Source organism: Devosia neptuniae (genome assembly GCF_025452235.1).
Classification (GTDB): Bacteria; Pseudomonadota; Alphaproteobacteria; order Rhizobiales; family Devosiaceae; genus Devosia.
Genome location: NZ_CP104965.1, coordinates 3,599,938 through 3,623,964, shown reverse-complemented (window position 1 = coordinate 3,623,964; position 24,027 = coordinate 3,599,938). Strand labels below are relative to the sequence as shown.

The 24,027-nt window shown below is 62.5% G+C and carries 28 protein-coding genes, 1 tRNA gene and 1 pseudogene; 17 read left to right on the top strand and 13 right to left on the bottom strand.

All coding sequences use genetic code 11. The features are described 5' to 3' along the window. From N8A98_RS20565 to N8A98_RS20540, 6 genes are all read left to right on the top strand, one after another. Positions 1-90: transfer RNA gene (locus tag N8A98_RS20565), tRNA-Ser, on the top strand. 53 nt (positions 91-143) lie between these two features. Further along, on the top strand, positions 144-350 hold the full coding sequence (locus N8A98_RS20560; RefSeq protein ID WP_262168136.1) for a hypothetical protein: 207 nt from the start codon (positions 144-146) through the stop codon (positions 348-350). A 119-nt stretch (positions 351-469) separates the two neighbouring features. Continuing rightward, the gene (locus tag N8A98_RS20555; RefSeq protein ID WP_160172770.1) at positions 470-646 is read left to right on the top strand and encodes a hypothetical protein; all 177 of its coding nucleotides are present in this window, start codon (positions 470-472) and stop codon (positions 644-646) included. Between the two features lie 155 nt (positions 647-801). Further along, positions 802-1,482, top strand: coding sequence for a 5-oxoprolinase subunit B family protein (locus N8A98_RS20550; RefSeq protein ID WP_262168132.1), 681 nt, complete (start codon positions 802-804; stop codon positions 1,480-1,482). Next, positions 1,479-2,384 carry a 5-oxoprolinase subunit C family protein gene (locus N8A98_RS20545; RefSeq protein WP_262168131.1) on the top strand — a complete coding sequence of 302 codons (906 nt, stop codon included), beginning with the start codon at positions 1,479-1,481 and terminating at the stop codon, positions 2,382-2,384. The genes N8A98_RS20550 and N8A98_RS20545 overlap by 4 nt, the downstream gene beginning before the upstream one ends. Then, positions 2,381-3,142 (top strand): LamB/YcsF family protein, encoded by a 762-nt coding sequence (locus N8A98_RS20540; RefSeq protein ID WP_262168129.1) that lies wholly within the window; start codon positions 2,381-2,383, stop codon positions 3,140-3,142. Before N8A98_RS20545 ends, N8A98_RS20540 begins: the two co-directional genes overlap by 4 nt. Before the next feature lie 85 nt (positions 3,143-3,227). Here the strand turns inward: N8A98_RS20540 and N8A98_RS20535 are convergent, their stop codons facing one another. The 5 genes and pseudogenes from N8A98_RS20535 to N8A98_RS20515 all read right to left on the bottom strand — a co-directional run bounded on the left by N8A98_RS20535 (position 3,228) and on the right by N8A98_RS20515 (position 8,367). After that, on the bottom strand, positions 3,228-3,983 hold the full coding sequence (locus tag N8A98_RS20535; protein WP_262172089.1) for an ABC transporter ATP-binding protein: 756 nt from the start codon (positions 3,981-3,983) through the stop codon (positions 3,228-3,230). Positions 3,984-3,997: 14 nt separating this feature from the next. After that, entirely contained in the window at positions 3,998-4,762 is a 765-nt protein-coding gene (locus N8A98_RS20530) for an ABC transporter ATP-binding protein (RefSeq protein WP_113120707.1), read from the bottom strand. Positions 4,763-4,772: 10 nt separating this feature from the next. Continuing rightward, complete coding sequence (locus tag N8A98_RS20525; RefSeq protein ID WP_262168127.1) at positions 4,773-5,912, bottom strand: branched-chain amino acid ABC transporter permease; 1,140 nt, start codon at positions 5,910-5,912, stop codon at positions 4,773-4,775. Position 5,913: 1 nt separating this feature from the next. Beyond that, positions 5,914-6,944 (bottom strand): annotated as a pseudogene (locus N8A98_RS20520) (branched-chain amino acid ABC transporter permease). Between the two features lie 67 nt (positions 6,945-7,011). After that, positions 7,012-8,367: a substrate-binding protein gene (locus N8A98_RS20515; protein ID WP_113120704.1), complete on the bottom strand. Its 1,356-nt coding sequence runs from the start codon at positions 8,365-8,367 to the stop codon at positions 7,012-7,014. A 236-nt stretch (positions 8,368-8,603) separates the two neighbouring features. Between N8A98_RS20515 and N8A98_RS20510 the strand changes: the two genes are divergently transcribed. The 4 genes from N8A98_RS20510 to N8A98_RS20495 are packed head-to-tail and all read left to right on the top strand — an operon-like array spanning position 8,604 to position 13,524. After that, positions 8,604-10,178 (top strand): helix-turn-helix domain-containing protein, encoded by a 1,575-nt coding sequence (locus N8A98_RS20510; protein WP_262168125.1) that lies wholly within the window; start codon positions 8,604-8,606, stop codon positions 10,176-10,178. Positions 10,179-10,233: 55 nt separating this feature from the next. After that, positions 10,234-10,617, top strand: a complete 384-nt coding sequence (locus tag N8A98_RS20505; RefSeq protein ID WP_262168123.1) for a response regulator transcription factor — start codon at positions 10,234-10,236, stop codon at positions 10,615-10,617. Beyond that, a complete protein-coding gene (locus tag N8A98_RS20500) occupies positions 10,601-10,828 on the top strand; it encodes a hypothetical protein (RefSeq protein WP_262168121.1) in 228 nt (75 codons plus the stop codon). The genes N8A98_RS20505 and N8A98_RS20500 overlap by 17 nt, the downstream gene beginning before the upstream one ends. After that, on the top strand, positions 10,828-13,524 hold the full coding sequence (locus N8A98_RS20495) for a sensor histidine kinase (RefSeq protein WP_262168120.1): 2,697 nt from the start codon (positions 10,828-10,830) through the stop codon (positions 13,522-13,524). The genes N8A98_RS20500 and N8A98_RS20495 overlap by 1 nt, the downstream gene beginning before the upstream one ends. Here the strand turns inward: N8A98_RS20495 and N8A98_RS20490 are convergent. Beyond that, positions 13,521-14,321, bottom strand: coding sequence for an ion channel (locus tag N8A98_RS20490; RefSeq protein ID WP_262168118.1), 801 nt, complete (start codon positions 14,319-14,321; stop codon positions 13,521-13,523). The genes N8A98_RS20495 and N8A98_RS20490 overlap by 4 nt on opposite strands. A gap of 100 nt (positions 14,322-14,421) precedes the next feature. Here N8A98_RS20490 and N8A98_RS20485 point away from each other — a divergent pair, with 100 nt between their 5' ends. Then, positions 14,422-14,922 carry a DUF1993 domain-containing protein gene (locus N8A98_RS20485; protein WP_113120698.1) on the top strand — a complete coding sequence of 167 codons (501 nt, stop codon included), beginning with the start codon at positions 14,422-14,424 and terminating at the stop codon, positions 14,920-14,922. A 6-nt stretch (positions 14,923-14,928) separates the two neighbouring features. On the opposite strand, the gene N8A98_RS20480 is transcribed toward N8A98_RS20485, so the two are convergent. Continuing rightward, complete coding sequence (locus N8A98_RS20480) at positions 14,929-15,774, bottom strand: FecR family protein (protein WP_262168116.1); 846 nt, start codon at positions 15,772-15,774, stop codon at positions 14,929-14,931. A gap of 186 nt (positions 15,775-15,960) precedes the next feature. On the opposite strand from N8A98_RS20480, the gene N8A98_RS20475 reads away from it, so the two are divergent. The 3 genes from N8A98_RS20475 (at position 15,961) to N8A98_RS20465 (ending at position 18,740) form a co-directional block, all read left to right on the top strand. Beyond that, positions 15,961-16,704 carry a glycosyltransferase family 2 protein gene (locus N8A98_RS20475; RefSeq protein WP_262168114.1) on the top strand — a complete coding sequence of 248 codons (744 nt, stop codon included), beginning with the start codon at positions 15,961-15,963 and terminating at the stop codon, positions 16,702-16,704. 108 nt (positions 16,705-16,812) lie between these two features. After that, positions 16,813-18,471, top strand: a complete 1,659-nt coding sequence (gene fliK / locus N8A98_RS20470; RefSeq protein WP_262168112.1) for a flagellar hook-length control protein FliK — start codon at positions 16,813-16,815, stop codon at positions 18,469-18,471. Further along, the gene (locus N8A98_RS20465) at positions 18,468-18,740 is read left to right on the top strand and encodes an EscU/YscU/HrcU family type III secretion system export apparatus switch protein (protein ID WP_262168110.1); all 273 of its coding nucleotides are present in this window, start codon (positions 18,468-18,470) and stop codon (positions 18,738-18,740) included. The genes fliK and N8A98_RS20465 overlap by 4 nt, the downstream gene beginning before the upstream one ends. 53 nt (positions 18,741-18,793) lie before the next feature. Here N8A98_RS20465 and N8A98_RS20460 read toward each other — a convergent pair whose 3' ends face one another. Beyond that, complete coding sequence (locus tag N8A98_RS20460; protein WP_262168108.1) at positions 18,794-19,180, bottom strand: hypothetical protein; 387 nt, start codon at positions 19,178-19,180, stop codon at positions 18,794-18,796. Between the two features lie 202 nt (positions 19,181-19,382). Between N8A98_RS20460 and N8A98_RS20455 the strand changes: the two genes are divergently transcribed. After that, positions 19,383-19,937, top strand: coding sequence for a DUF2076 domain-containing protein (locus N8A98_RS20455; protein WP_262168107.1), 555 nt, complete (start codon positions 19,383-19,385; stop codon positions 19,935-19,937). Between the two features lie 15 nt (positions 19,938-19,952). On the opposite strand, the gene N8A98_RS20450 is transcribed toward N8A98_RS20455, so the two are convergent. Together N8A98_RS20450 and N8A98_RS20445 are read right to left on the bottom strand one after the other, a co-directional pair. Continuing rightward, the gene (locus tag N8A98_RS20450) at positions 19,953-20,417 is read right to left on the bottom strand and encodes a cell wall hydrolase (RefSeq protein WP_113120693.1); all 465 of its coding nucleotides are present in this window, start codon (positions 20,415-20,417) and stop codon (positions 19,953-19,955) included. A gap of 101 nt (positions 20,418-20,518) precedes the next feature. Beyond that, positions 20,519-20,851, bottom strand: a complete 333-nt coding sequence (locus N8A98_RS20445; protein ID WP_262168104.1) for a hypothetical protein — start codon at positions 20,849-20,851, stop codon at positions 20,519-20,521. A gap of 172 nt (positions 20,852-21,023) precedes the next feature. On the opposite strand from N8A98_RS20445, the gene N8A98_RS20440 reads away from it, so the two are divergent. Then, entirely contained in the window at positions 21,024-21,353 is a 330-nt protein-coding gene (locus N8A98_RS20440) for a hypothetical protein (RefSeq protein ID WP_113120691.1), read from the top strand. On the opposite strand, the gene N8A98_RS20435 is transcribed toward N8A98_RS20440, so the two are convergent. Further along, entirely contained in the window at positions 21,350-21,949 is a 600-nt protein-coding gene (locus tag N8A98_RS20435; RefSeq protein ID WP_262168102.1) for a 5'-methylthioadenosine/S-adenosylhomocysteine nucleosidase, read from the bottom strand. The genes N8A98_RS20440 and N8A98_RS20435 overlap by 4 nt on opposite strands. Positions 21,950-22,064: 115 nt before the next feature. Between N8A98_RS20435 and N8A98_RS20430 the strand changes: the two genes are divergently transcribed. Continuing rightward, on the top strand, positions 22,065-22,337 hold the full coding sequence (locus tag N8A98_RS20430) for a hypothetical protein (RefSeq protein WP_113120689.1): 273 nt from the start codon (positions 22,065-22,067) through the stop codon (positions 22,335-22,337). Positions 22,338-22,350: 13 nt separating this feature from the next. Here N8A98_RS20430 and N8A98_RS20425 read toward each other — a convergent pair whose 3' ends face one another. Both N8A98_RS20425 and N8A98_RS20420 read right to left on the bottom strand, forming a co-directional pair. After that, a complete protein-coding gene (locus N8A98_RS20425; protein ID WP_262168099.1) occupies positions 22,351-23,163 on the bottom strand; it encodes an inositol monophosphatase family protein in 813 nt (270 codons plus the stop codon). Between the two features lie 26 nt (positions 23,164-23,189). Further along, positions 23,190-24,026, bottom strand: coding sequence for a glycerophosphodiester phosphodiesterase (locus tag N8A98_RS20420; RefSeq protein WP_262168097.1), 837 nt, complete (start codon positions 24,024-24,026; stop codon positions 23,190-23,192). Position 24,027 lies beyond the last annotated feature (1 nt).

Genomic DNA, 24,027 nt, shown 5'->3' with positions numbered 1-24,027 from the left:
GGGTAGGTGGCAGAGCGGTTGATTGCTCCGGTCTTGAAAACCGGCGAACGTGCAAGCGTTCCGGGGGTTCGAATCCCTCCCTACCCGCCAAATTCTCTCAAGAAGGTCAAACAGTGAGCCGCAAGGAATTCGAAGCATCGCGAATGCGCCGCCTGAAGCGGACCGCAGGACGCTATGGCCTGACCATTCTGACGGCGGAAAAGCTCACGGCCAAGCAGGGCAAGGGCGGTCACGCCATCAGGGACGATGAGAGCTTCAAGGTCATTTATGGCCACATGCCGCTGCCGTTTTCGGCAACGCTGGAAGATATCGAATCTTATCTGGAGAAGCTCGAAGCGGGCGAAGAGTAAGCTCCGCTGCCGTTTCTGGCAATTGCCCGCCGGATGGGCATGGGCGAATTTCTATTATTCAATCTGTAAGGGGAATCGCGTCACAATCGATCCGTTGGCTACTTTGGAGGCGCGTTATTGTGTTTACTCTGATCAACGCTGATGCTGAAGACGACGATGCCGAAATCACCGACCCCCAGGAAATCGCGGAACTGTTCGCCGCCATAGCAGCTGTCGCCATCGAGGCGATTGGTGCTGGGCAGGCCCGGCAATTGTTTGATGCTGTGGTCGAACAGGACGGCAGGGATCCGAACTGACCGGGCAAGCCCGGCCGGTCATATCTGGCTGGTGCCCTTGGGTACTGGCGTGAACAAACGGTCTTCCGGGGGCAAGCAGAGCCTTCGCCCCAATTGACCGGGTTGACCCATCCGGGCAGGTCCGACAGGACCGGCCCCATGCAGGAAGCTGTGCCATGGCCGGCCCGGCCCCTTTACCGATACTGCCCCCGCCCACGCTGCTGCCTCTTGGCGATGCAGCCCTGCTGATCCGCTTTGCAACCTCCTTGACCGACCAGGCCAATTGGACTGCGATTGCCTGTGCGCAAGCGCTTGCCCGCGATCCCGTGCCCGGTGTGGTCGAAGTGATGCCGAGCCTGGTTTCCGTGCTGTTGCGCTACGATCCCAGGACTGTCGCGTTGAATACACTCATGGGCGAAGTGCGGCTGCGATTGTTCGGGCTTTCGGTGGATGAGGTTACATCGCCGCCGACGAGGATCATTCCCACCCATTTCGGTGGCGAAGCCGGTCCTGACCTCGATGAGGTGGCGGCGGCTTTGGGCCTGACGGCTGACGCCTTCGTGGCAGCACATAACGCCACTACGCTACGCGTCCTCGCCACCGGTTTCGCGCCGGGCTTCGTCTATTGCGGCTTTCACCCCGAAACCCTGGTGCTGCCGCGCCGCAGCGTTGTGCGCCGGTCAGTGCCCAAGGGCAGCGTCCTCTTCGCCGCCGGGCAGACCGCTATCGCGGCAACCGAAATCCCCACCGGTTGGCACGTCATCGGCCACACTGATTTCGCAAATTTCGACGTTGCGGCGCTGCCACCCACCACGCTCGCTCCCGGTGACCAGCTCGTATTCGAGGCGCTGGCATGAGCCCAGTTCTGACCATTTGCCGGGCCGCCCCGCTCAGCACCATTCAGGATGCAGGGCGCTTCGGCATGCTACCCCACGGCATCAGCGCCTCGGGCGCCATGGATGCCGGCGCTTTTCGGCATGCAGGCGCGTTGGCCGGCGCTCACAGCAATGCCGCCATCGAGTTCACCGCCGCAGGGCTCGACATCGAGGTCAGCAAGGGTCGCTTCGTTGCAGCCATGGCCGGCGGCAGTTTCAGGGCCGCGCATAACGGTGCACCTTTAGCTTGGCCTGGACGCGTCGAGCTGAAGGCCGGCGACAAGCTCTCCATCACCCCTGGCGAATGGGGCAATTACGGCTATCTGCGTTTCGACCGCAATTTCGATCTGCCTGTCGTGATGGGAAGCCTCTCAACCAGCACGCGAGCGATGATCGGTGGCCTGGATGGCCGCGCGCTGAAGGCCGGGGACGTGCTGACTCTGGGAGTCGTCGGCTCGTCGTTGAAAGACTCAGCCATCGAACCCCGACGCCATGACGGCCCCATCCGCGTCATCTGGGGCCTGCATGCCGACATGTTCGATCTCCCACTCCGCCGAGAATTCCTCACCGCCACTTTCGCCATCGCACCCCAGATGGACCGCATGGGCGTCCGCCTGACCGACCCAACAGGCATATTCGCCAAGGCAAAAATTCTGTCGCTGGTGTCCGACGCCGTGGTGCCGGGCGATATCCAGATCATGGGCGATGGCACGCCCGTCGTCTTGATGCGCGATCATCAGCCCACTGGCGGCTATCCGCGCATCGCCACTATCGCAAGCGTCGATCTCGACCGCTTCGCGCAGCTGCGACCGGGTGCCCCGGTTGCTTTCCAGTCCATCAACGTGGACCATGCGCACCAATTGCTGAGGAGCGGCGCGCAATGACCAGTATCGATCTCAATGCTGACCTGGGCGAAGGCATGGGGACCGACGAGGACCTGCTGGCCATTGTCTCCAGCGCGTCGATAGCCTGTGGCGGCCATGCGGGCGATGCGCCGACCATTCGGCACATCCTCAAAATCTGCAAGGGGCGCGGCGTGCGGGCAGGGGCCCATCCCGGCTATGCCGATCCCAAACGCTTCGGCCGCTTCCGCATTGTCATGCCGCTCGATCAATTGCTCGGCCAGATTCGCTCGCAACTCTTCCTCGTGCGGTTCATCGCCGACGAAGTTGGCGTGCCGCTCTCCTATGTGAAGCTGCATGGCGCGCTGGCAAACCAGACGGCCGAGGAATTGGCTTTCGCCGTCGGCATATTCTCCACCATTCAGGCGATGAATCCCAAAATGGCGGTGCTGGCGCTCGACAATAGCCAGCAGGTGCGGGCCGCCAAAGCCGTCGGCATGCCGCTGATCCGCGAAGCCTATGCCGACCGGGCCTATACGGCTGAAGGCCTGTTGGTGCCCCGCAACCAGGAGGGCGCCGTGTTGCACGACACGGACGCGGTGATCGAGCGTTGCCTGCGCCTGGCGCAAAAGGGCGAGCTGGTTGCCATCGACGGCACGGTGCTGAAATCCTCCGCCCGCTCGATATGCCTTCATGGCGACACGCCTGGCGCGGTCGATCTGGCGCGCGAAGTGCGCGATGCGCTCGAAGGCGAGGGGATCGAAATCGCGGCGGAGCCCCCCGAGCCGCCCACTGCGTAAAGTTTACCCTGGGCCTCCCTATGGGAGAGGTGAAATCGGCGGAATGCCTTTGGGTCGAAAGACCCAGGGTAGCTCGTGGCCGAAATCAGATGGCCAGATATTCGTGGCGCAGTTCGGTATTGTCCAACACCTCCTTGGCCGTGCCGGAAAAGGCGACTTCGCCGGTATCGAGGATCACAGCCCGGTCGGCCAGCTTGAGGGCCGCGACGGCGTTCTGCTCGACAATGATCGTGGTAATGCCCAGCGGCTTGATCGAATGCAGGATCCGTTCGATCTCCTGCACGATCACTGGCGCCAGCCCCTCATAAGGCTCGTCGAGCAAGAGCAGCTTGAGGTCGCGCGCCAGCGCCCGGGCGATGGCCAGCATTTGCTGCTCGCCGCCGGACAGTGTCGCGCCGTCCTGTTTGCGGCGTTCGGCAAGCCGGGGGAAGCTCTGGTAAATCTGCTCAAAGCTCCAGCCATTGCCGGGCGCAACCTTGGCGAGGGCGATATTCTCCTCGACCGTCAGGCCCGCAATGATGCGCCGATCCTCGGGCACTAACTGAATGCCCGCCCGCGCAGCCTCAAAGCTCTTCATCTGGTGGATGGGCTTGCCATCCAGCCAGATTTCACCCTGCCGCATCTGCGGATCATCGGTGCGGGCAATGGTGCGCAGCGTCGAGGTCTTGCCCGCGCCGTTGCGGCCCAATAGGGCCAGGATTTCGCCTTGCCGCACATCGAGCGAAATGCCCTGCACGATATAGCTCTCGCCATAATAGGCGTGCATGTCGCGCACCGAAAAGAACGGCCGCGTGGTCTCGATACTTGCGGCCTGGCTATTGCCGAGAATTTGGGTCTCCATGGCGATTGCACTCATCAATGGGTCCCTCCGAGGTAGGCTTCCTGCACCTTTGGATTGCCCCGCACCTGATCGGGCGTGCCATCGGCAATGATGCGGCCCTGCGCCAGCACGGAAATCTTGTCGGCCAGCGAAAACACCACATGCATGTCGTGTTCGATGATCACCTTGGTCATGCCGCGGCTTTTGATCTTCTTGAGCAATTCGATGGTCGTATTGGTGTCGTGGCGGCTCATGCCGGCGGTGGGTTCATCCAGCAGCAACAGGCGTGGATGCTGGATCAGGCACATGGCCAGTTCCATCCGGCGCTTGTCGCCACGGCTGAGGCTGCCGGCGGCCATATCGCGGCTGCTGGTCATGCCCACATCTTCCAGCATGTCCTGCGCCTCGGCGCGGATGCCGGTCTCACTATCGAGTGCGCGCAACATGTTGAGCTTGAACGCGCCATCGCGTTTGGCGAGCGCGGGGATCATCACATTGTGCAACACGCTGAGGTCCGAAAAGATCTCCGGCGTCTGGAACACCCGGGCGATGCCGAGCTGGTTGATCTCGAATGGCTTGCGACCGGTGAGGATCGCGCCATCGAACACCACGGTGCCGCTGGTCGGCGCCAGCTTGCCGATGATGACATTGAGCAGGGTGGATTTGCCCGCGCCATTGGGGCCGATAATGGCGTGGGTCTGGCCCTCCTCGACCTGCAAATCGATATCAGCCAGGGCATGCAGGCCCCCGAAGCGCTTGTGAACATCGGCAACGTGCAGAACGACATTGGGATTGGTCATCGGTCTGGTCCTATTCTGCGGGCTGCACTTGGGCGGGCGTATGCCGTGGCTTTTTGGGAGAGCGGTTGAACAGCGCCGCGATGCGCCGCACGCCCTCCATGATGCCGCCGGGCAGGAAGACCACGATGAGCACGAAGACCAGACCCAGCGTCAGGAACCAGCCTTCGCCCACGAACTTGCTGGCGATAGTAACCGCCACATGATCGGCTCCATCGGGCAGGAAGGCGAAGAAACGCATGAGAATGCCGTCATTGATGGCCGAGAAGATGTTCTCGAAATATTTGATCAGCCAGGCGCCGATCACCGGCCCGACAAGTGTCCCCGCGCCGCCCAGGATGGTCATCAGCACGACTTCGCCCGAGGCGGTCCATTGCATGCGCTCGGCGCCGGCCAATGGATCGGTGATGGCGAGCAGGGCGCCAGCCAGACCTGCATACATGCCCGAAATCACGAAGGCGGCGAGCGTATAAGGCTTGGTGTTGAAGCCGGTATAGTTCATGCGCGTCTGGTTGGACTTGATGCCCTTGAGCATCATCCCGAAGGGCGAGCCCGTGATGCGCTGGGCGATGAAAAAGGCGATGATGAGGAAGCCGGCGCAGAAGTAGAACCCGGCATACCCGGTGAGCGGGGCCCCGAACAAAGTGGGCGAGGGCAGGCCCGCAGGCGCCGCCGAGAAAGCGCGATCGAGATAACGCGGATCGGCCAGCGTGAGCTGCAGCCCGGTCTCGCCATTGGTGATCGGCGTCAGCACCGAATAAGCCAGATTGTAGCTCATCTGCGCAAAGGCCAGCGTCAGGATGGAGAAATAGATCCCTGAGCGCCGCAGGCTCACAAAGCCGATGGCAAGGGCAAACAGGCCCGAGATGACGATGGCAAAGATCATCGCCGGCACGGCGTCCATGCTGAGCAGTTTGAACGACCAGACCGCCGCATAGGAGCCGATGCCGAAAAACGCCGCATGGCCGAAACTGAGATAGCCGGTGAGGCCGAACAGGATATTGAAGCCCACCGCGAAGATGGCAAAGATGGTGAAGCGGTTCAACAGGTCGGGATAGGCGGCGCCGAACGGTTGCAGCCAGATCGGCATGGCGAGCACGACGATTGCGAAGCCGAGGAACAGCAGCAGGTCCTTGCGGGATATCACCAGCATATCACGCCTCCATCACGCCGCGCCGGCCGAGCAGGCCGCGCGGACGAACTAGTAGAATGATGACGGCGACGAGATAGATGATGATCTGGTCGATGCCCGGAATGAGGTCCTTGACCTGGGTCAGCGAGGCGAAGGATTGCAGAATGCCCAGCAGGAACCCCGCCGCCACCGCGCCGGGCAATGAGCCCATGCCGCCCACCACGACCACCACGAAGCTGAGGACGAGGAAGTCCATGCCGATGTGATAATTGGGCGGGAGCAGGGGGTGTACATGACGCCGGCCATGCCCGCGACCACAGCGGCCAGGCCGAACATGATGGTGAAGCGGCGGTCGATATTGATGCCGAGCAGCCCCACCGTCTCGCGGTCGGCCATGCCGGCACGGACCACCATGCCGAATGTGGTGAATTGCAGGAAGGCGAACACGCCGCCGATGATTACGGTGGCAAAGAGGAAATAGACCAGCCGCCAGATAGGGTAGGTGATGACGCCGGCCTGCATGCCCAGCCAGGCGCCGATATCGGCCGCGCCCCGCAGGTCGGCCGGCATGGGCTGGGGAATGGGATTGGGCCCGAAAACCGACTTGATGAGTTCCTGCGCCACGATGGCGAGGCCAAAAGTCACGAGAATCTGTTCGGCATGCGGGCGTTTATAAAAGTGCTTGATGATGCCGCGCTCAAGCGCAATGCCCACCAGTAGCATGATGGGAATGGTGACGATGAGCGAGACGGGAACGGAATAATTCACCAGCACCGCACCGAAATCGCCGAACCAGGCTTGCACCAGCGGCTCGCGGATTTCGAGCGGCGAACCCCAGGGCGATAGCTGTTCCGGATCGATGGTGACCGTCTCCAGCGTCAGGAATTGCCGCACCATGACGGCGCAGAACGCGCCCAGCATGAACAGCGCGCCATGCGCGAAATTGACGACGCCCAACGTGCCGAACACCAAGGTCAGCCCCAGCGCGATCAACGCATAGGCGCCGCCCTTGTCGAGCCCGTTGAGGAATTGCAGAAAGATGACTTCGAACATGGTCCGCTCCAGGCGATAGGCCGAGCTTAGGTGCGGCCCGCCCTTTCAAAGGGGCGGGCCGGCATGATCAACACATGGCTGCCGGCTCGGCCGGGCCGAGATCGCCGCCGAACATGGCGGGGTCATAGGCCACTTCCTCGCGCGGGATTTCCTTGAAGATGTTGAGCACGTCGAACTGGCTGGTCGGGTTCTCATTGCCGCGCACCACCAGCACATTCTTGATGCACTGGTGGTCTTCGGCGCGATACAGCGTGGGGCCATTGCCCATGCCGTCGAACTCGAAGCCTTCGAGGGCCTTGATCACCTCCGGCGGATAGAATGTGCCGGCGCGCTCGACGGCGTCCGCATAGAGCAATGCCTGCACATAGGCCGTGTGTGCCGCCTGCGAGGGCGGGGCGCCATAGGCCGCGCCGAACGACTTGGTGAAGGCCACGGTGCCCGGATCCTGCAGGTTCCAGTGCCAGTTCGAGGTGCCGAAAATGCCCTTGACGTTGTCGCCGGCGCCTTTGGCCATCAACTCGGAGATAAGTGGCGTGACGATCTGGAAATCCTTGCCGTTGGCCTGCCGGTCGCGCATGCCGAACTGCACCGCCTGGGTCAGCGAATTGACCATGTCCGTGCCGTAATGGTTGAGGATCAAGACGTCCGCGCCCGAATTGAGGATGGGCGTCAGATATTGCGAGAAATCCGCCGCGCCCAAGGGCGTGCGTACGGCTTGCACCGTCTGCCAGCCGAGTTTTTCGGTGGCCGCCTTCATGGATTCTTCCTGGGTCCAGCCCCAGGTATAGTCGGCGGTCAGGTGATAGGCGCGGCGATCAGCGCCATATTCGTTGACAATGGCCGGGGCTAGCCCGATGCCGGACTGATAGGCATTGAAGAAGTGGCGGAATCCGTAGCGCTTCTTGTCCTTGCCGGTCGTGTCATTGGAATGGGTGAGACCCGCCATGAAGATGACGCCCATTTCCTGGCACAGGCCCTGCACGGCAATGGCCTCGGCAGAGGACGATCCGCCGGTGATCATCACCGCGCCGTCGCGCTCGATCATGCGGGTGGCGCCGGCCCGGGCCACGTCGGCCTTGGTCTGGCTGTCCGAGGTCACGAAGGCGACCTTCTTGCCCAGCACGCCATTGCCCTTGAGGGCGGTGGGCGTGAGCACGCTGATCAGCCCGCCATCACCCTCGCCATTGAGGTGCTGGATGGCCAGCTGATAGGCCTTTTGCTCATCGGCGCCTTCTTCGGCATAGGCGCCGGTAAGCGGCAGGTTGAGCCCGAATGTAACGGTGTCGCCGGTGGGGTTGTTGCAGAACTCCTGCGCCCAGGCGCCACGGCTGAAAACTAGCGGCGCCACGCCGGTCGCGAGAATACCGGCCAGGCCGGTTTGCAGCACACGGCGACGGCTGGGGCCGCGCTTGAAAACTGTCATCGATTTCCTCCTCATTGGCGCGGGGTAATTGATGCATAGCCAATCACTCACCGCGTTGGGAGTATTTGCCGTCCCTGCAAACGCTGGCAATACAGCATTGTAATCGCAGCAATATTCTGTAAATTATTGCACTCGTCTGGCGCAATAATAGTCAATGCATTGACAGAGCGCCGGCTGGGAGGGCTCTTCTCATGCGCGCGCCAATTGGCTTTCGCATCAGCAGTCGCCGGAAATCGTTGAAGATTTCGCAGGCGGCGCTGGCGCGTTTGATCGGCATTTCGCCGAGCTATCTCAACCTGATCGAAAACAACAAGCGTGACATCGGCGGGGCTCTGCTCAATCGCGTCGCCCAGCATCTACATATCGATATCGACGAGCTGGCCGGCCGCGCCGAGCAGAAGCTGCTGCAAGACCTCGAAGAAGCCTTTGCCGACCCTATGCTTGAGTCGCTGTCCTTCCGCCCCGACGAGCGCCGCGAACTGGTCGCCCAATACCCCGCCAGCGGGGCGGCCCTGGCGCGCATGCACCGGGCCTATACAGGCGCCCAGCTCAGCGCCGATGCCTATGCCGATCGCCTGCGCTCGGACCCGCTATTGTCGCAGTTCCTGCACCAGATACTCTCGGGCGTAACCGCCATCCGCTCCAGCGCCGAAATCCTGGTCGACGTGCCCGATCTGGGCGAGGCCGAACGCCAGCAATTCCTCGCCGCCATCGGCCGCGAAACGCTGGCGCTGACCGACGTGGCCCGCAATTTGATCGGTCAATTCGACATTGCCCGCCGCGATAGAAGCGATATTTCGCCAGCCCGCGAGATCGACGATCTGCTGATCGAGCAGAACAATCACTTCCCCGAACTCGAAATCGCCGCCGACGCTTTGCGCGACGAGATCGAGCAAGCCGGCCCCTTCGGCATGGCCACCCTGACCCAATTGCTGGAGGAACGCTTCGGCATCAGCGTCAACATCGGCGGCACTGCACCCGAGGGTTTTCCCGGCCAATACCGGTTCGACGGCCAGCAGCGTATCATGTGGCTGCAAGGCTCGACCAAGCTCGCCACCCGCCAATTCCAGCTTGCCCGGCTCTTTGGCGAACTCGCCGCACCAGACGCGATTGCCCAGCAACTCAAGAACGCCCGGCTCTCATCCCCCGTGGCGCAACGCCTCGCCTCCCGCGCCTTGGGCTCGTACCTCGCCGGCGCGATGATCCTGCCCTATGGCCGGTTCCGCCAACATGCTGAGGCGGCGGCCTATGATATCGATCACCTCTGCCAGATCTACCACGCCAGCTACGAGCAGGTCGCCCAGCGGCTGGTGACCCTGCGGCGGCCGGGCGAGGAGGGCGTACCCTTCGGCTTCCTGCGCTCGGACCCCGCCGGGCGGCTTACCAAGCACTTTCCCTTGCCGGGCCTGCTGCTGCCCAATAGCGGCCATGCCTGCCCGCTCTGGGCCATCTATGGCGCTTTCCGCACGCCCGAAACGCCGGTTCGGCAAGTGGTCCGCTTCTCCGACGGCTCCCGCTACCTGTTCATCGCCCGCACCGTGCAGCGCCGCACGGCTTCTTTCCGCGAACAGGCACCCACCGCGTCGATCATGCTGGCCTGCGACGTGCTGCATGCCGACCGCACTATCTATGGCTCGGGTCTCGATCTCTCCGACACATCCGCGGACGTTCCCGTCGGCCCCAGCTGCCGGCTCTGCACGCGGCGTGAATGTCCGAGCCGGCAGGAGGAAGCGCTTTCACCAACGGGAGCGAATGGGGAAATCCGCGCTCCACTGCTGCCCCCGGGTTTTCAGCTTGGCGATTCCAGCTGATTGCGCTTTAGTGTCGCGATCTGCGGAGGGGAGACTGCGGATATGAGGGGGAAATTTGGCAATCGACATACTCATTGCCGAGGATGAGCCGAGCATTCTTGAATCGCTCGATTTCATCCTGCGGCGTGCTGGCTGGACGATCAGTTCGGTCACTGATGGCGAGGCGGTACTCGAAGGCGTGCGCCGGCTGCAACCGCGCGTGCTGGTGCTCGATGTGATGCTGCCCAAACGCAGTGGCTTCGACGTGCTCAAGACCATTCGCGCCAGCGCCGATACGCGCCTGCTGCCGGTGCTGATCCTGACGGCCAAGGGCCAGCAGCAGGATAAGCGCATCGCCGAGGAGCTGGGGGCCAACGAATTCGTCACCAAGCCCTATGCCAATGCCGACGTCGTTGGGGCCGTGCGGCGCCTGCTGGGTAATCATGGCCGAGCGGCGTAAGCTCGAAGCCGCCATGCTGGTGCTGACCGTGTTCGGCACGCTGCTGATCGTGCCGCCCTTGGTCTATATCTTCAGCCAGCCCATCAGCCATTTCGGCGTGCCGCAGGTCGTCATTTATCTGTTCGCCTGGTGGGCGCTGATTATTGCCGCCACGGCGCTGCTGACCCATTGGATGCCGCGCGACAGCGTCGATCCCGGGGAGCGCGACTAATGCTCTCGGCCGACTTCGTCATCGCCACGGCCGTTGCCTATGTGGGCCTGCTCTTCGTGCTGGCCTTTTTCGGGGACCGCCGCGCCCGCGAGCGGAAGAAATCGTTCCTCCATTCCCCCGCCGTCTACACGCTCTCCATCTCGGTCTATTGCACCAGCTGGACCTTCTATGGCGCGGTCGGCAATGCGGCCCGCAGCGGGCTCGAATTCCTCACCATTTATCTCGGTCCCACCATAGTATTCGTCGGCTGGTATTTCGTGCTGCGGCGCCTCGTGCGCATCAGCCATCTCCAGCGCATCACCTCGGTCGCCGATCTGCTGTCCTCCCGCTTCGGCAAGTCGAGTCGCCTTGCCGTGCTGGTCACCTGCATCGCGGTGATTGGCATCGCGCCCTATATCGCCCTGCAACTCAAGGCCGTGACCTCCTCCATCCAGGCCGTCGCCGGAGCCTCCGAATTCGGGCAGGGGAGCCTTGCCGGCATCGACGATGTGGGTCTCGCGCTCGGTGTCGCGGCGGCCATGGCGCTGTTCACCATTCTGTTCGGCACACGCCATGTCGACGCCAAGGAACAGCATCATGGCGTGGTCGCGGCCATCGCCTTTGAGGCCGTGGTGAAGCTCGCCGCGCTCCTCGCCGTCGGCATATTCGTGGTTTTCATCGGCGGCGGCTTCGAGGCCATCTTCCGCAATGCGGCCGAGCAGGGCTTCACGCTCGACGCCGAAAACACCTTCGACGATCGTTGGCTGACCACCCTTGGCCTCTCCATCGCCGCCATCGTCTGTCTGCCGCGCCAGTTCCAGGTGACTGTGGTCGAAAACTCCGACGAAAACCATCTCCGCGTCGCCGGCTGGGCCTTCCCCGCTTACATGATGCTGATGAGCATCTTCATCCTGCCCATCGCGCTCTATGGGCTGACGACGATGCCCGCCGGCGCCAATCCCGACATGTTCGCGCTCACCCTGCCCATGGCCGCCGGCCAGAGCGGGTTGGCCCTGTTCGCCTTTATTGGCGGCTTCTCGTCAGCGACCTCCATGATCATCCTCGAATCCATCGCGCTCTCCATCATGGTGTCCAACCACATCGTCATGCCCATCGTGCTGCGGCTCACCCCCAGCGGCCGGGACGGGCAGGGGGTCAGCCACCTGCTGCTGGTAGCGCGGCGCTTCTCCATCGTGCTGATCCTGTCGCTGGGGTTTTTCTACTTCTTCTTCACCCGCGACTCCGACGCGCTGGCCCCGATTGGGCTGATCTCCTTCACCGCCATTGCCCAATTCTTCCCCGCCGTCCTCGCTGCGCTGTTCTGGCGCGATGCCTCGCTCAAAGCCGCCACCGCCGCCATCGCCGCAGGCTTCGTGATCTGGGTCTGGAGCAGCTTCCTGCCGTCGTTCGAATCCGTCTCGCCACAGGTAGCCGAATTGTTACGCGACGGCCCCTGGGGCATTTCCTGGCTGCGGCCCGAAGCCCTGTTCGGCCTGGACGGTTTCGACCCGCTCACCCACGCGGCCTTCTGGAGCCTGTCGCTCAACACCTTCATCCTGGTCGTGGGTTCGCTCCTGACCAGCCAGTCGACGCTCGAACGCATCCAGGCCAATGTCTTTGTCGACGTGTTCCGTCGCGGCAATATCGCGCCGCGCAATTTCATGCGGGGCGCCGCCACGGCCAACGACCTCTATTTCGTCGCCGAGCGCGTACTGGGCGAACGCCGCGCTGCTGCCCTGTTCGAAACCGCTGCGCGGGAGAGTGGGGTGGAGCCAGCCATGCTTGAGCCTTCGCCCGAATTTATCGGCCGGTTGGAGCGCGAACTGGCCGGCTCGATCGGCGCGGCCTCGGCCCATGTCATGCTGTCCAAGGTGGTTTCCGGCGTCGAAGTCTCGCTCGAAGAGGTCATGCAGATGGCCGACGAAACCCAGCAGGTCATCGAATATTCCCAGCAATTGGAAAAGACCTCGGCCGAGCTGCGCTCCACCGCCCAACAGCTTGAAGACGCCAATGCCCAGCTCCGCGTGCTCGACACCCAGAAAGACGATTTCCTCAGCCAGGTGAGCCACGAAGTCCGCACCCCGATGACCTCGATCCGCTCCTTCTCGGAAATCCTGCTCGACAAGGGTGAACTCGATGAGGAACAGCGCCACCGCTTCGTCTCCACCATCCACCAGGAGAGCCTGCGGCTGACCCGTCTGCTCGACGAAATCCTCGATCTCAGCGCGCTAGAACGCGGCGAACGAACGTGGGAAAATGTCCCCACCGACGCCGAGGCGGCATTGGAACGCGCCCTGTCAGTTTGCGACGCGCTGCTGCGCCAGCGCGGCATGCGCGTCGAGTTCGGCAGCCGGGCGCGAGCAACCATGGTGGACGGGGATGGCGATCGGCTCTGCCAGGTCTTCATCAACATCATTTCCAACGCCGTGAAATATAACGACGCCGAAAGCCCGATCCTGCGCGTCACTTCATCCACCCGCGCCGGTTTCTATGTCGTGGAAATAGCCGACAACGGCCCCGGCATCGGCAAGGCCGAACGCGGTCTGATCTTTGAAAAATTCTCGCGCGGACAGCATGGTTCAGCCGATCAAAGCGGCGCCGGCCTAGGCCTCGCTATCAGCCGGCAGATCGTGGCCCGCATGAACGGTTCGCTGGATCTGGTCGCCGGCCCGCTTCCCGGCGCATGTTTCCGCGTGCGGCTGGCCGTGCTGCGCTAATCGTGGCCGTGATCGGGAATGTTGAGGACATGCCCGCAAGCCTTGCAATGCACGGCGTCTGGATCGTGCTTTTGCAGCCCGCATTGCGGGCAGGGGAAGTGAACCTTGTATGGCCGAAAGATCGACTGAGCCAATCGCACGAACAGCGAAATGCCGATGATCATGATGACGATCGAAGCCAGCTTGCCCCAGGTGCCGGGCAGGACGATATCGCCAAACCCCGTCGTGGTGACCGTGGCTACGGTGAAATAGAGCGCATCGACATAGCCCGCTATGCCGGAATCCTCATTGGCGAAGGCGGTGTAGACAAAGCCGGTCACCACGAAGAGGAAAACCAGCAGGTTGATTACCGCCTGCACGGTGGGCTGATAGGTCTCCAGCCCGCGCTTGCGCAGCGGTCGCCAAAACGAACTGGACCGCGTCAGCGTCCACAGCCGCATGATGCGCAAAAAGCCTAGATTGACCAGCCAGGTCGGCGCCAGCAGCGTCAACAGGATGAAGATGTCGATGATCACCGGAAATTGCCGCATCCAGCGCAGCACATCGGTGGAGGCTAGCGCGCGGGCGATTAGGTCTGCCGCCAGCAGCGCGGCGATCGAATAATCGATCCACAGGAACGAGGCATTCTCGCGCAGCAACGGGGTGAGAATGAAGAAGACGATGATGGCCAGATCGACAATCAGCGCCGCGGCCTGGAAGCGTTGCGCGGTGGGCGATTGACCATGATAGAGCAGGCGCAGGGTGGACCGCAGCCGGGCAAAGCGACTCTGGGGAGCCTCGTCGGTCGTCTTGCTCATGCGTCCTCAAAACCAACACCGGGAGACGCTACTTGTCACGCCAAACCAGCTGGCGCACAAGAGTCTTCCCATTCGGGAACAGACAATCAGGATAAGTTCGATGACCATCTCGATGTACGGCATGACAGTGCCGTTCTTCACGCGCATGTTGACCAATCTGCTGGCAATCATGGACAAGGCCGACGCCTATGCGGCCGAGCGCAATTTCGACACCGGCGTGCTCGTCGCCTCCCGCCTGGCGCCCGATATGCTGCCCTTCCGCAGCCAGCTGCAGATCGCCACCGATCATGCCAAGGGCTGCGTATCGCGCCTCTCCGGCCAGCCCGTTCCGTCCTGGGCCGATGACGAAGCCACGTTCGACGAGCTGCGCGCTCGCCTGCGCAAGACGCTCGACCTGCTGGCAACGGTCAAGCCGGAAGACCTTGAAGGCTCCGACACCCGTCCGGTCACCCTCAAGCTCCGGGCCGGCGATGTCACCCTGTCAGGTGAGGACTATGTCGTGCAGCGGGCGCTGCCCAACTTCTTTTTCCACGTCACCACGGCCTACGCCATCCTCCGGCACAATGGCGTGCCGGTCGGCAAAAGCGACTATCTCGGCTGATCGCCGCTAGGGAGTAGTAGGCGAATTCGGGCCGCCTGGCGCCGTTGGGGTGCTGGGCGTGTTCGGATTGGATGGGGTGCTCGGCGTGTTGGGCGTCGTCGGTGTGCTCGGCGCGTCACTGTCGTCATCGGACCGGTCAGACGAATCGCCCAGGCTGTTGATCGACTCGGCAGTTCCAACATCCTGGCACCGGCCGGCGCCGCTGATGCGGAAATCGGGCAGCAATTGCCGCTGCAACCGCGAATAGCCGAAGCCGGCGATCACCTGCGGCCGCCTTGTGTCCTGCATGGATAGACCCGCCGCGCCGCTGGAATTTGCGTAGCCCACGGCGCAGCGCTCAGCCAATTGAGCACATTGCCCGGCATTGCGGCAGAGCTGCAACGCGCCCTCATAGAGCATGACAAGTGTCTGCTGGCGGGTAACGATCAGATCGAACGCGGTGCCGCGAACCGCGATGGCCGCAGTGGGGGTTTCGATCGAATAGGCCGATTTCGGACTATTGCCCGAGATAAAACGAAAGCTGCCGCCCAAGGCATTGATCGCCAGCTTCCTGGCGGTATTCGGCCCCGACAGCAGATAAGTCTCGATCAGCAGCGAACTGCCCGGTCCAACGACCAGCCTGGTGCCATCGGCAAAAACGATCTGCACCTGGCCCGAACCGCCGGTGACGATCAGTTCGCCCACCGAAACGTCGCTGCCAACTTCCAGAATCCGGTCGCTTGAACTGATGCGCGCCACCGCGTCCGGCTTGACGCCCACGGCCGTACCCTCACCCGCCGCATTGGCCGCTGGAACCAAAATCAGCGCAAAGGCCAAGCCGATGACGATAAACAGTATTCGGGTGATGATCATTGCACGATCTTTCGCATTACCCTGGAACAGGCAAGTCAATCGGCGCCGCACACCTTTCATTGATAGCAGACAATTCTTGGCCCGAAAATCCGCCGGAGCCCCAGACTGCTGCGCAAGCAGCGGGAAAACATTGCCGCGGCGCGCTGCAAACGCTATTGGCAGATTCCGCGACACCACGAGGCATCCATGAAACTGGCATTTGTCATCCCGGCGTATAACGAGGAAGCGCTGATCGGCAAATGCCTGCAATCCGTGGTCGATGAGGTCGCGCGCGCCGGCGCCGACGCCGATATCGTGGTCGTCAACAACGCCTCCACCGACCGCACCGGCGAGATCGCCCGTAGCTTTCCCAGCGTCCGCGTAGTCGATGAACCGCAAAAGGGCCTGGTCAATGCCCGTGACGCCGGCTTTGCCGCCACCAAGGGTTTTGACCTGATCGCCAATATCGACAGCGATACCGTGGTGCCCGAAGGCTGGCTCGATACGGTCATCGCCGAATTCGCCAAGGACCCCAAGCTGGTCTGCCTCAGCGGCCCCTATGTCTATTACGACATGAGCCGCTTCAATCGGTTCCTGGTGACCATGTTCTATGGCCTCACCTATCTGATCTACGTGTTCAACCGCTTCATCCTGCGGGTGGGCTCGGTGGTGCAGGGCGGCAATTTCGTGTTCAAGCGCGCCGCCTGGGAGCAGGTCGGCGGCTATGATCGCACGATCGAATTCTTCGGCGAAGACACCGACGTGGCAGTGCGGCTGTCCAAGGTCGGCGGCGTCAAATGGACCTTTGCGCTGAAGATGAAGACTTCGGGCCGCCGCCTCGAGCAGGAAGGCGTATTCCGCACCGCGGGCACCTATACGCTTAACTTCTTCTGGGTCACCTTCCGCGGCAAGCCAGCCACCAAGAGCTACACCGATATCCGCCCGCATTAGGGCCTTCACCTCGCGCTAACGCCTGCACCCATTTTACCGCGGCCTTAGGATTTCCTCTGCTAGGCTTGTTTACCAAGCCGCATGGGGCGGCGGAGGCGCGGGCGCTCCATGCCGATTTCCTCGCAATTTCCAACGCTGGTCGCCGCTGCGCGCAATAGCGCGCTTGAGGCGCTGGCCTTGCAGCCGGGGCAGGTCATCGCCGCCAAAGTCCTCGGCCCTGCGCCCAATGGCGGCACCCAGGTGCAAATCGGCGACCAGATGCTCAATCTGGTGCTGCCAATTCCCACCAAGCCCGGAATGGTCCTGCAATTGGAGGTCCAGGGCAGCGGCAGCCAGCAACGCCTCGCGCTCCAGCCGCTTCCCGCGCCCGTCCAACCCGGCACCATCCCCGCCGCGCCGCTGCCAGTTCAGGTCAGCATCCCACTGCCAACCATAGCCGTGCCCACGACCCTGCCGCCGACTACATTGCCGGCCGTATCGGTGCCGATCGCGCCAGTTGCGGCGGCCCCAATCCCCGCCCCAACCTTGCCCGGTTCAGCGCCTCAGGCGGCGCCCCCACCAGCGTTCGTGCCGCCACAGGGCGCAGTGCCGCTTGCACCTGTCGCAACAACAACGCCCCAGCAACCCGCCGTAGTGGCGCAACCCCAGGGCCAGGTCCCACCGTCCCTGGTGTCTCCACCAGCCGTAGCCAATCTGTTACCAATCTCATCCCCCACGCCAACCATCCAGCAAGCGCCAACCACCCTCGTGGCTCCCGCGGTCCCCGCGCCTGCCATAGCCCCAGTTACCGCCAAGCCCACGCCGCAGCCAGCCATCTCGTCGCCCGCGACCAACGCGCCAATTCCCGCCAGCCCGGCACCACAGCCCCCAACCACCCCCCAGGCCGCATTGGCGCAGATGGTCCAGACCTCCGCTCAACGGCAGGGCAGCGTGGCCGCACTCACTGCTGCCGTGACTGCAATCGCCGGGAAAGTCGCGTTGCCGGAACCCGTGGCGCGGGCCGCCCAGCAGGTGCTGGCTGGGCGGCTGTCTTTAAACGCACCGCTCAATGGTGCAACCTTGCAGAAAGCCGTCCTCAGCTCCGGCATCTTTCAGGAAAGCGCCTTGGCTGCGGGCCGCGTGCCGGACCAGACCGACATGAAATCGGCGCTGTTGACCCTGCGCCAGACGCTGACCAATTGGCTTGGGCAACAGGCGGCGCCGATAGCAGCGGCAATGATGGCGCCGCCGGTTCGTGGCGGTGTATTGCGGGCCCGCTCGGCGCATGAACCTTCTGGCATTGATCCGGCCGCCACGTCGGAAGAAGCCGGCAAAATGCTGCTGGAGCGCACCGACGCTGCCTTGTCCCGCATGCGTCTGCATCAGCATGCGTCGCTACCTGATCCCACTGGTAAGCCGGGTGGGGACTGGAGCCTTGATTTGCCGGTGCTGATCGGCAACCACCAGACCCTGCTGCAAATGCAGATCCACCGCGACGGCAAAGGCAATGCCGAGCAGGACGGCGAGCGCGGCTGGCAAATGCGCTTCGCCCTCAATCTGCCAGCGCTTGGCGAAGTGGGCGCGCACGTCTCGTTGCGCGGTGAAGCCACCGGCGTCATGCTCTGGGCCAGTGAGCCCGAAACCGCCGTCATGCTGGAAAGTGAATTACCGCAATTGCGGGGCGCCCTTGCGGCCACTGGCCTGCAGCCTGGCGCCATCATCGTGCGTCGGGGCGAGCCTTCCGCCGCCCCTGCGCCATCCGGCCATTTCCTGGATGCCCAGACGTGAGCGAGGACATCAAACCGCGCGCTCTGGCTGTGGCGCTGCAATATGAGAAAGGCACCAGCGATGCTCCGCGCGTCATCGCCAAGGGCAGGGGATTGGTGGCCGAACGCATCATCGCCATGGCGCAAGAGCATGGCGTGGTCATCGAAGCCAATCCGATGCTTGCCGAAGCCCTGAGCGGGGTCGAGCTAGATGAAACCATTCCGCTCGAGCTCTATGAATCGATCGCCGTGGTGATCGGCTATGTCTTGCGCCTGAGCGCCAAGAAATAGCCCCGCAATCCAATGGATCGCGGGGCCAGAGTCTCAGATCGGAAACGGTGCTGTTACTGAACGCCGAGCATCTGCTTGGTGGCCTGCTCAGCCATGTCGGCAGCCTGCTTGATCTGCTCTTCGGACAGGCCCTGGGCCTTGCCGGCGTCTTCAGCAGCCTTGCGGGCAGCGGCGATCGTTTCGTTCTTCTGTTCGGGAGTCATGCTGGCAGCCTGAGCCTGCACCGCCTGCATGGCCTGCTCCGGAGTCATCGTGGCGGCACCGGCAGCGGGAGCCGCGGGTGCTGCTGCGGGAGCGGCAGCCGGCGCAGCGGCCGGCGCGGCAGCGGGTGCCGTGGTCTCGGTCGTGGCCGCAGGTGCGTCCGGAGTCTTCGGATCACTGCATGCGGCCAGCGCAAACATGGAAAGAGCGGCCAGCGGCAGCAGGAACTTTGAATTCATCGACAATCTCCCATAAATTTTATGATGTTAGGTCTATAGATCACCGCTTCGTTACCGCACGAAGCTGGACGAAATTCGGTCAACTTTGCGGCATCTTCGCGGCAGCTTGAATTCTTTGCATAGATCGTAGTTTCCGCGCGGTTGCAACATCGGATGGTGTTTCCCATTTCCTTGTTACGACGAGATGTCAGGGAGCCCGACAATGCTGAATCAGCAGGAACGCGACGCCATAGACGACCTGTTCGACCGAATCGAAGCAGCGGCCAGCAAAAGCCCGCCGCGCGAAGCCGAGGCGGAGGCCTTGATCCAGCAGCGTCTGCGCGACTATCCGCCGTCTCCCTACTATATGGCCCAGACCATTCTGGTTCAGGAACAGGCCCTTCGCGCCGCGCGCGAGCGCATTGAGGAACTGGAAGCACAGCAGCAACCCAGCGGCGGATTTCTCGGTGGTCTATTTGGTGGCGATGAGCCAGCCCGGCCCAGCCGACGGGCGCGTGGCCCTTGGGATCAGCAGGGCGGCGACAGGGATGTTGGTCGCGGGCAGGGTGGCGGCTTTCTGGCCGGCGCGGCGCAGACAGCGCTGGGCGTGACGGGTGGTCTGCTGCTCGGCTCGGCAATTGCTGGCATGCTGGGCGGCGATGCCAACGCATCCGAATATCAAGCCGACCAGCCGCTGGAGGCTACGCCGGACGAAACGGACGCCGGTGATGCCGATTTCGGCGGCGACGACGATTTCGATCTGGGCGGCGACTTCTAGGCTAAGCCACGGCAGCTAGTACTTTTCGTAGAACTCGTTGCCGCCAGCTTCGAGCACGTAATGCATATTGTTGTACGGGAAGCGCAGGCCGGCGGTGTGGAAATGCTGCGCATTCTGCACGCCGGGATGCCGCGCGCCGCGCAGCACCTGATCGGCAACCTGCGAGGCCAATACGGCCCCGCTATCGGTCATCTTCTTGGTCAAGACGCCTTGGGCGAACTGGTTCTTTTGCCCCACCACGCCACAGACTGACTTGGGATAGCGGGCATCCTGCAGACGGTTCATCACCACGGTGCCCACTGCCAGCATGCCTTCAGAGCTCGAGCGGTTGGACTCGAAATACATTGCCCGCATCAGGCATTCTTTTTCGCTGAGCTGGGCCATGCCGAAATTGAGGCCGAGGAAGCTACAGCCCCCCAGACTGGTCGCGACGACAGCCAAAGCGGCGACGCGCAAAAGCGCCTTCGACGTAAAGTGCATGGGTCATCTCCGGTCTGTTGCATTGGTGCAAGTTTGACCGAAAATGACTCTGTACGATTAAGGAAACGGTGACTGGCACGGTTAGCAAAGCCTTAATGCTGCTAATCGCGTCGGAAAACGAGCGCCGAGAGTAGGGCAATCGTGCCCAGGGCGATGATCAGCGGCACCGGATGGTCCCGCGCGGCACGGCTCGCAACGCCTGCCTGCCGGCTTACCTGCTTGGCAACGGCCGCCCCTTGGTGGCGCACTTCATTGGCCAAGGCCAACGCATTGTGCTGCACGTCATGCAGCCCATGGTCGCTATAATCGCTGACCGCATCGGCAATGCCGGCGATTTCCTTGCGCAGGGCCGCGATCTGCCGGACGAGGTTATCCGAGATGTCGTCGCCGGCCTCTTCAATCTGTTTGATAGCGCGTCTTGCTGAAGTTGCCATTGTGACTTTCCCATAGTTTTTACTGTCCCCGATCAACTCGGCCTCGCGCCAATGGTTCCGGCAGCAGGACAAATGGCCGTATTGGCGAATTGCCGAAATTGCGCTACGGGCCTTGGAAAGTCAGATTGAAACACCAGCTATAGTTCAACGCGACGGCAACAAGGGATAGCCCATGCGCAGCAAGAGCCACGCCCGTCTCAACCGGCAATTCGACAAGATACAACGCCGCGCGCCCGGCTTCGCCGCTGGTTGGCTCGAACGTGTGCGTCGCCCTGAAGCGCGCTGGATTCGTATTCCGCTCGGCTTCCTGCTGGTCCTTGGGGGCATATTCAGCTTCCTGCCGGTCCTGGGCCTCTGGATGCTGCCGCTGGGCCTGCTGCTCCTGGCGCTCGACCTGGTCTTCCTGCAGGGGCCGGTCAACCACGCCATCGTCCGCGGCACCCGCAAATGGTCCACTTGGCGCCGCGCCCGCCGCGACAAGAAGGCGCAGACCGGAAACTAGGGCCCTCGGCCGTATGCCGCTTCGATCGTATCGACGGCGGCGGCCAGCTTTTCGTCGATGATATACAGATATTGCGTCCAGTCGGCCAAGTGGTTCAGTTCCGCTACCCCGTCGGAAATGCCGCGCAGCGCCAGCAAAGGCACCTCAAAGCTCTGGCACGCCCGTAAGGTGGCATAGGTCTCCATATCCACCATGTCGGCTTCGATAGCATCGTAAGCGGCACCTGAAACGACGTTGGCGCCGGTCGAAAGGCTGGCGCCTTTTAGCCCGTCGACCAGCGGAAACAGCGGCAAGACCGGTGGCAGATCGAGCAACGGCGTCTGGCCTTTGGCAAAACCCAGTGCCGAGGCATCCATGTCGCGATAGCTCACCGAATAGGCCTGGTAGACTTCGCATTGCTCCAGCGTGCGCGAACCCGCAGATCCCAGTGAAACAACCAGGCTAGGCAAGCTGCCCGCCGCTTTCGCCTCCGCTAGCGCCCGTGTCACCACGATTGCAGCCTCGACCGGACCAATCCCCGTCATCAGCGGCGTGATGCGTTCGCGCAGGTGAGGGCCGTATTCGGCCGGGGCGGCCATGACGTAGAGAATCGACATGGCCGCAAACTAGCACGCAACAGATTGGCGTTACCGCTTCGGTAACGCCGGCATGACAAAGTGAAGACACCTATGGCGGCGATCATGCCGTTCGTGTTCGTATTGAGTTCCAAAAGTGCGTTTCGCAGTCGTCGAGAACAGTAGTGATCCCGTCTCCGTCGAAGACGTAGAGGCCGAAGCCAGGCGCCGCCTGCGTTATCTCAAGCTCGATCAGTGGCGCACGCGCGAATTCATCACCGGGCGACCCATGCCCGAGGTCATCCAGCACCTCGCCCAGCAGATCGATCTGGCGTCACGCGCGATTTCGCGCATGTCGCCGATCCCGCCCGATTTTTACGACGACGTCTATTGGCCCCGCATGTGGGAAGTCGAATTTAGCCCGACATAAGCCGCCGCCTGGCTTAGTCAGCTGGGTCTTTGCGCGGCGCGTCCTTGAGCTTGTCGATCAGATAGGCGTGGGTCGCCTTGTTGGCGACGATGACGCAGCCGGTCTTTTCGTAGAATTCCGGCCCGCGCCCCCACCAATCGGTAACAATGCCGCCGGCTTCCTGCACCAGCAACACGCCGACTGCCCAATCGACCAGGCCCGATTCCTCGTAATAGCCAGTCAGCCGGCCCAGCGCGACATAGGCGCAGGAATTGGCGGAACTGCCGACAATACGCACCGAGCTGATCGGATCGCGGATCTGTTCGAGCCGCTGATAGAAGCCGGGAAAGGTGAACAGGCGTGAGGTCGCAAGGCCCGTGCCGACATTCATCAGGCCGATATCGCTCTGCTCGCTGACCTTGAGCGGCTCGCCATTCATGAAGGCACCTTCGCCCTTGATCGCGGTGAACATCTCGTCGGACACCGGATTGTAGAGCGCGCCGCAGACCGTCTCATTGCCACGCCGCAGGGCAATCGAGATGGTGTAATGCATGCCATTGATGAAATTGGTCGTGCCATCGATAGGGTCGACCAGCCAGCGATATTCGGGGTCCGTGCCCGTCACCGGGGCGAATTCCTCGCCGGTAAAGCTCCAGTTCGGGTAGCGCTCGAACAGGAATTTGCGGATGAGCTTTTCGGATTCCATGTCGGCTTCGGAGACAAAGTCCGCCGGTCCCTTGATGCCGATTTCGAGGTCGCGGAAGCGCTTGAAATAACCCAGCGTCAGCTCGCCTGCCTGGCGGGCAACAGCGACCATATCGGCGAGCACGGCATCGTAGGACTGCATATCTATCTCCAGGCCCATGGGCCAAATTATCCGGCAACGAGGGCCGCAAGGCCCTCGGGATCGTCCGTGGTGATCTGATCCACCTTGAGCGCCAGCAGCCGCTCAACGGCCACGCGGGAATCCGCATTCGCCGCCTTGATCGTATAGGCATCAATACGGCGACCATGCGCATGGAAGGCCGCGACAATATCAAAACCCTGCCGGTGCGCCTCCAGCACCAGCGGATAGGCGAGATAAATCATCTCGGCATTGGGCGAGGCCGCGATGGCGTCAGCCACAAAGCCCACAAAATCACGCGAAATGGCCAGGCGTTCCAGCGCGCCATCATGGCAGGGATCGTAACCGATCCGCAGCCCATCCACGCCCTCACTCAGCAATCGCACCGAGTCAGCATCTCCCGATGACAGGATCATGTAGCGAGCCACTGGGCCAACGCTGTCCTTGAACGTCTTGATCGCACGCTCATCAAGAACGCGGGCATCTTCCTTATAGTCGAGCTGCAGCAGCGCATCAGGATGCGCGCCTTCCTTGGCTAGCAACGCCGCCAAATCTTCCAGCAGCATGACCTTCTGCTCAAGCGGCTTGCCATCCTCATCGCGCAGATGGAACGTCCGCAATTGCGCGGCACTCAATTCAGCCACCTTGCCCGTGCCGGTGGTTTCCCGCTCAACGCTCAGATCATGCAGCACCGCATAGCCGCGGTCGGCATGGATGACGAGGTCCACCTCAACACTCGCCCCCAGCCGCATGCCTTCCAAAATCCGCTCTCCGGTAAAGGCCGGATCGCCCGCACGGCGACGGCCACGATGCCATTTCAGCCAGGTTTTGTGGCCATTGCGGCCGATAGTGATGGGATCGGTCATA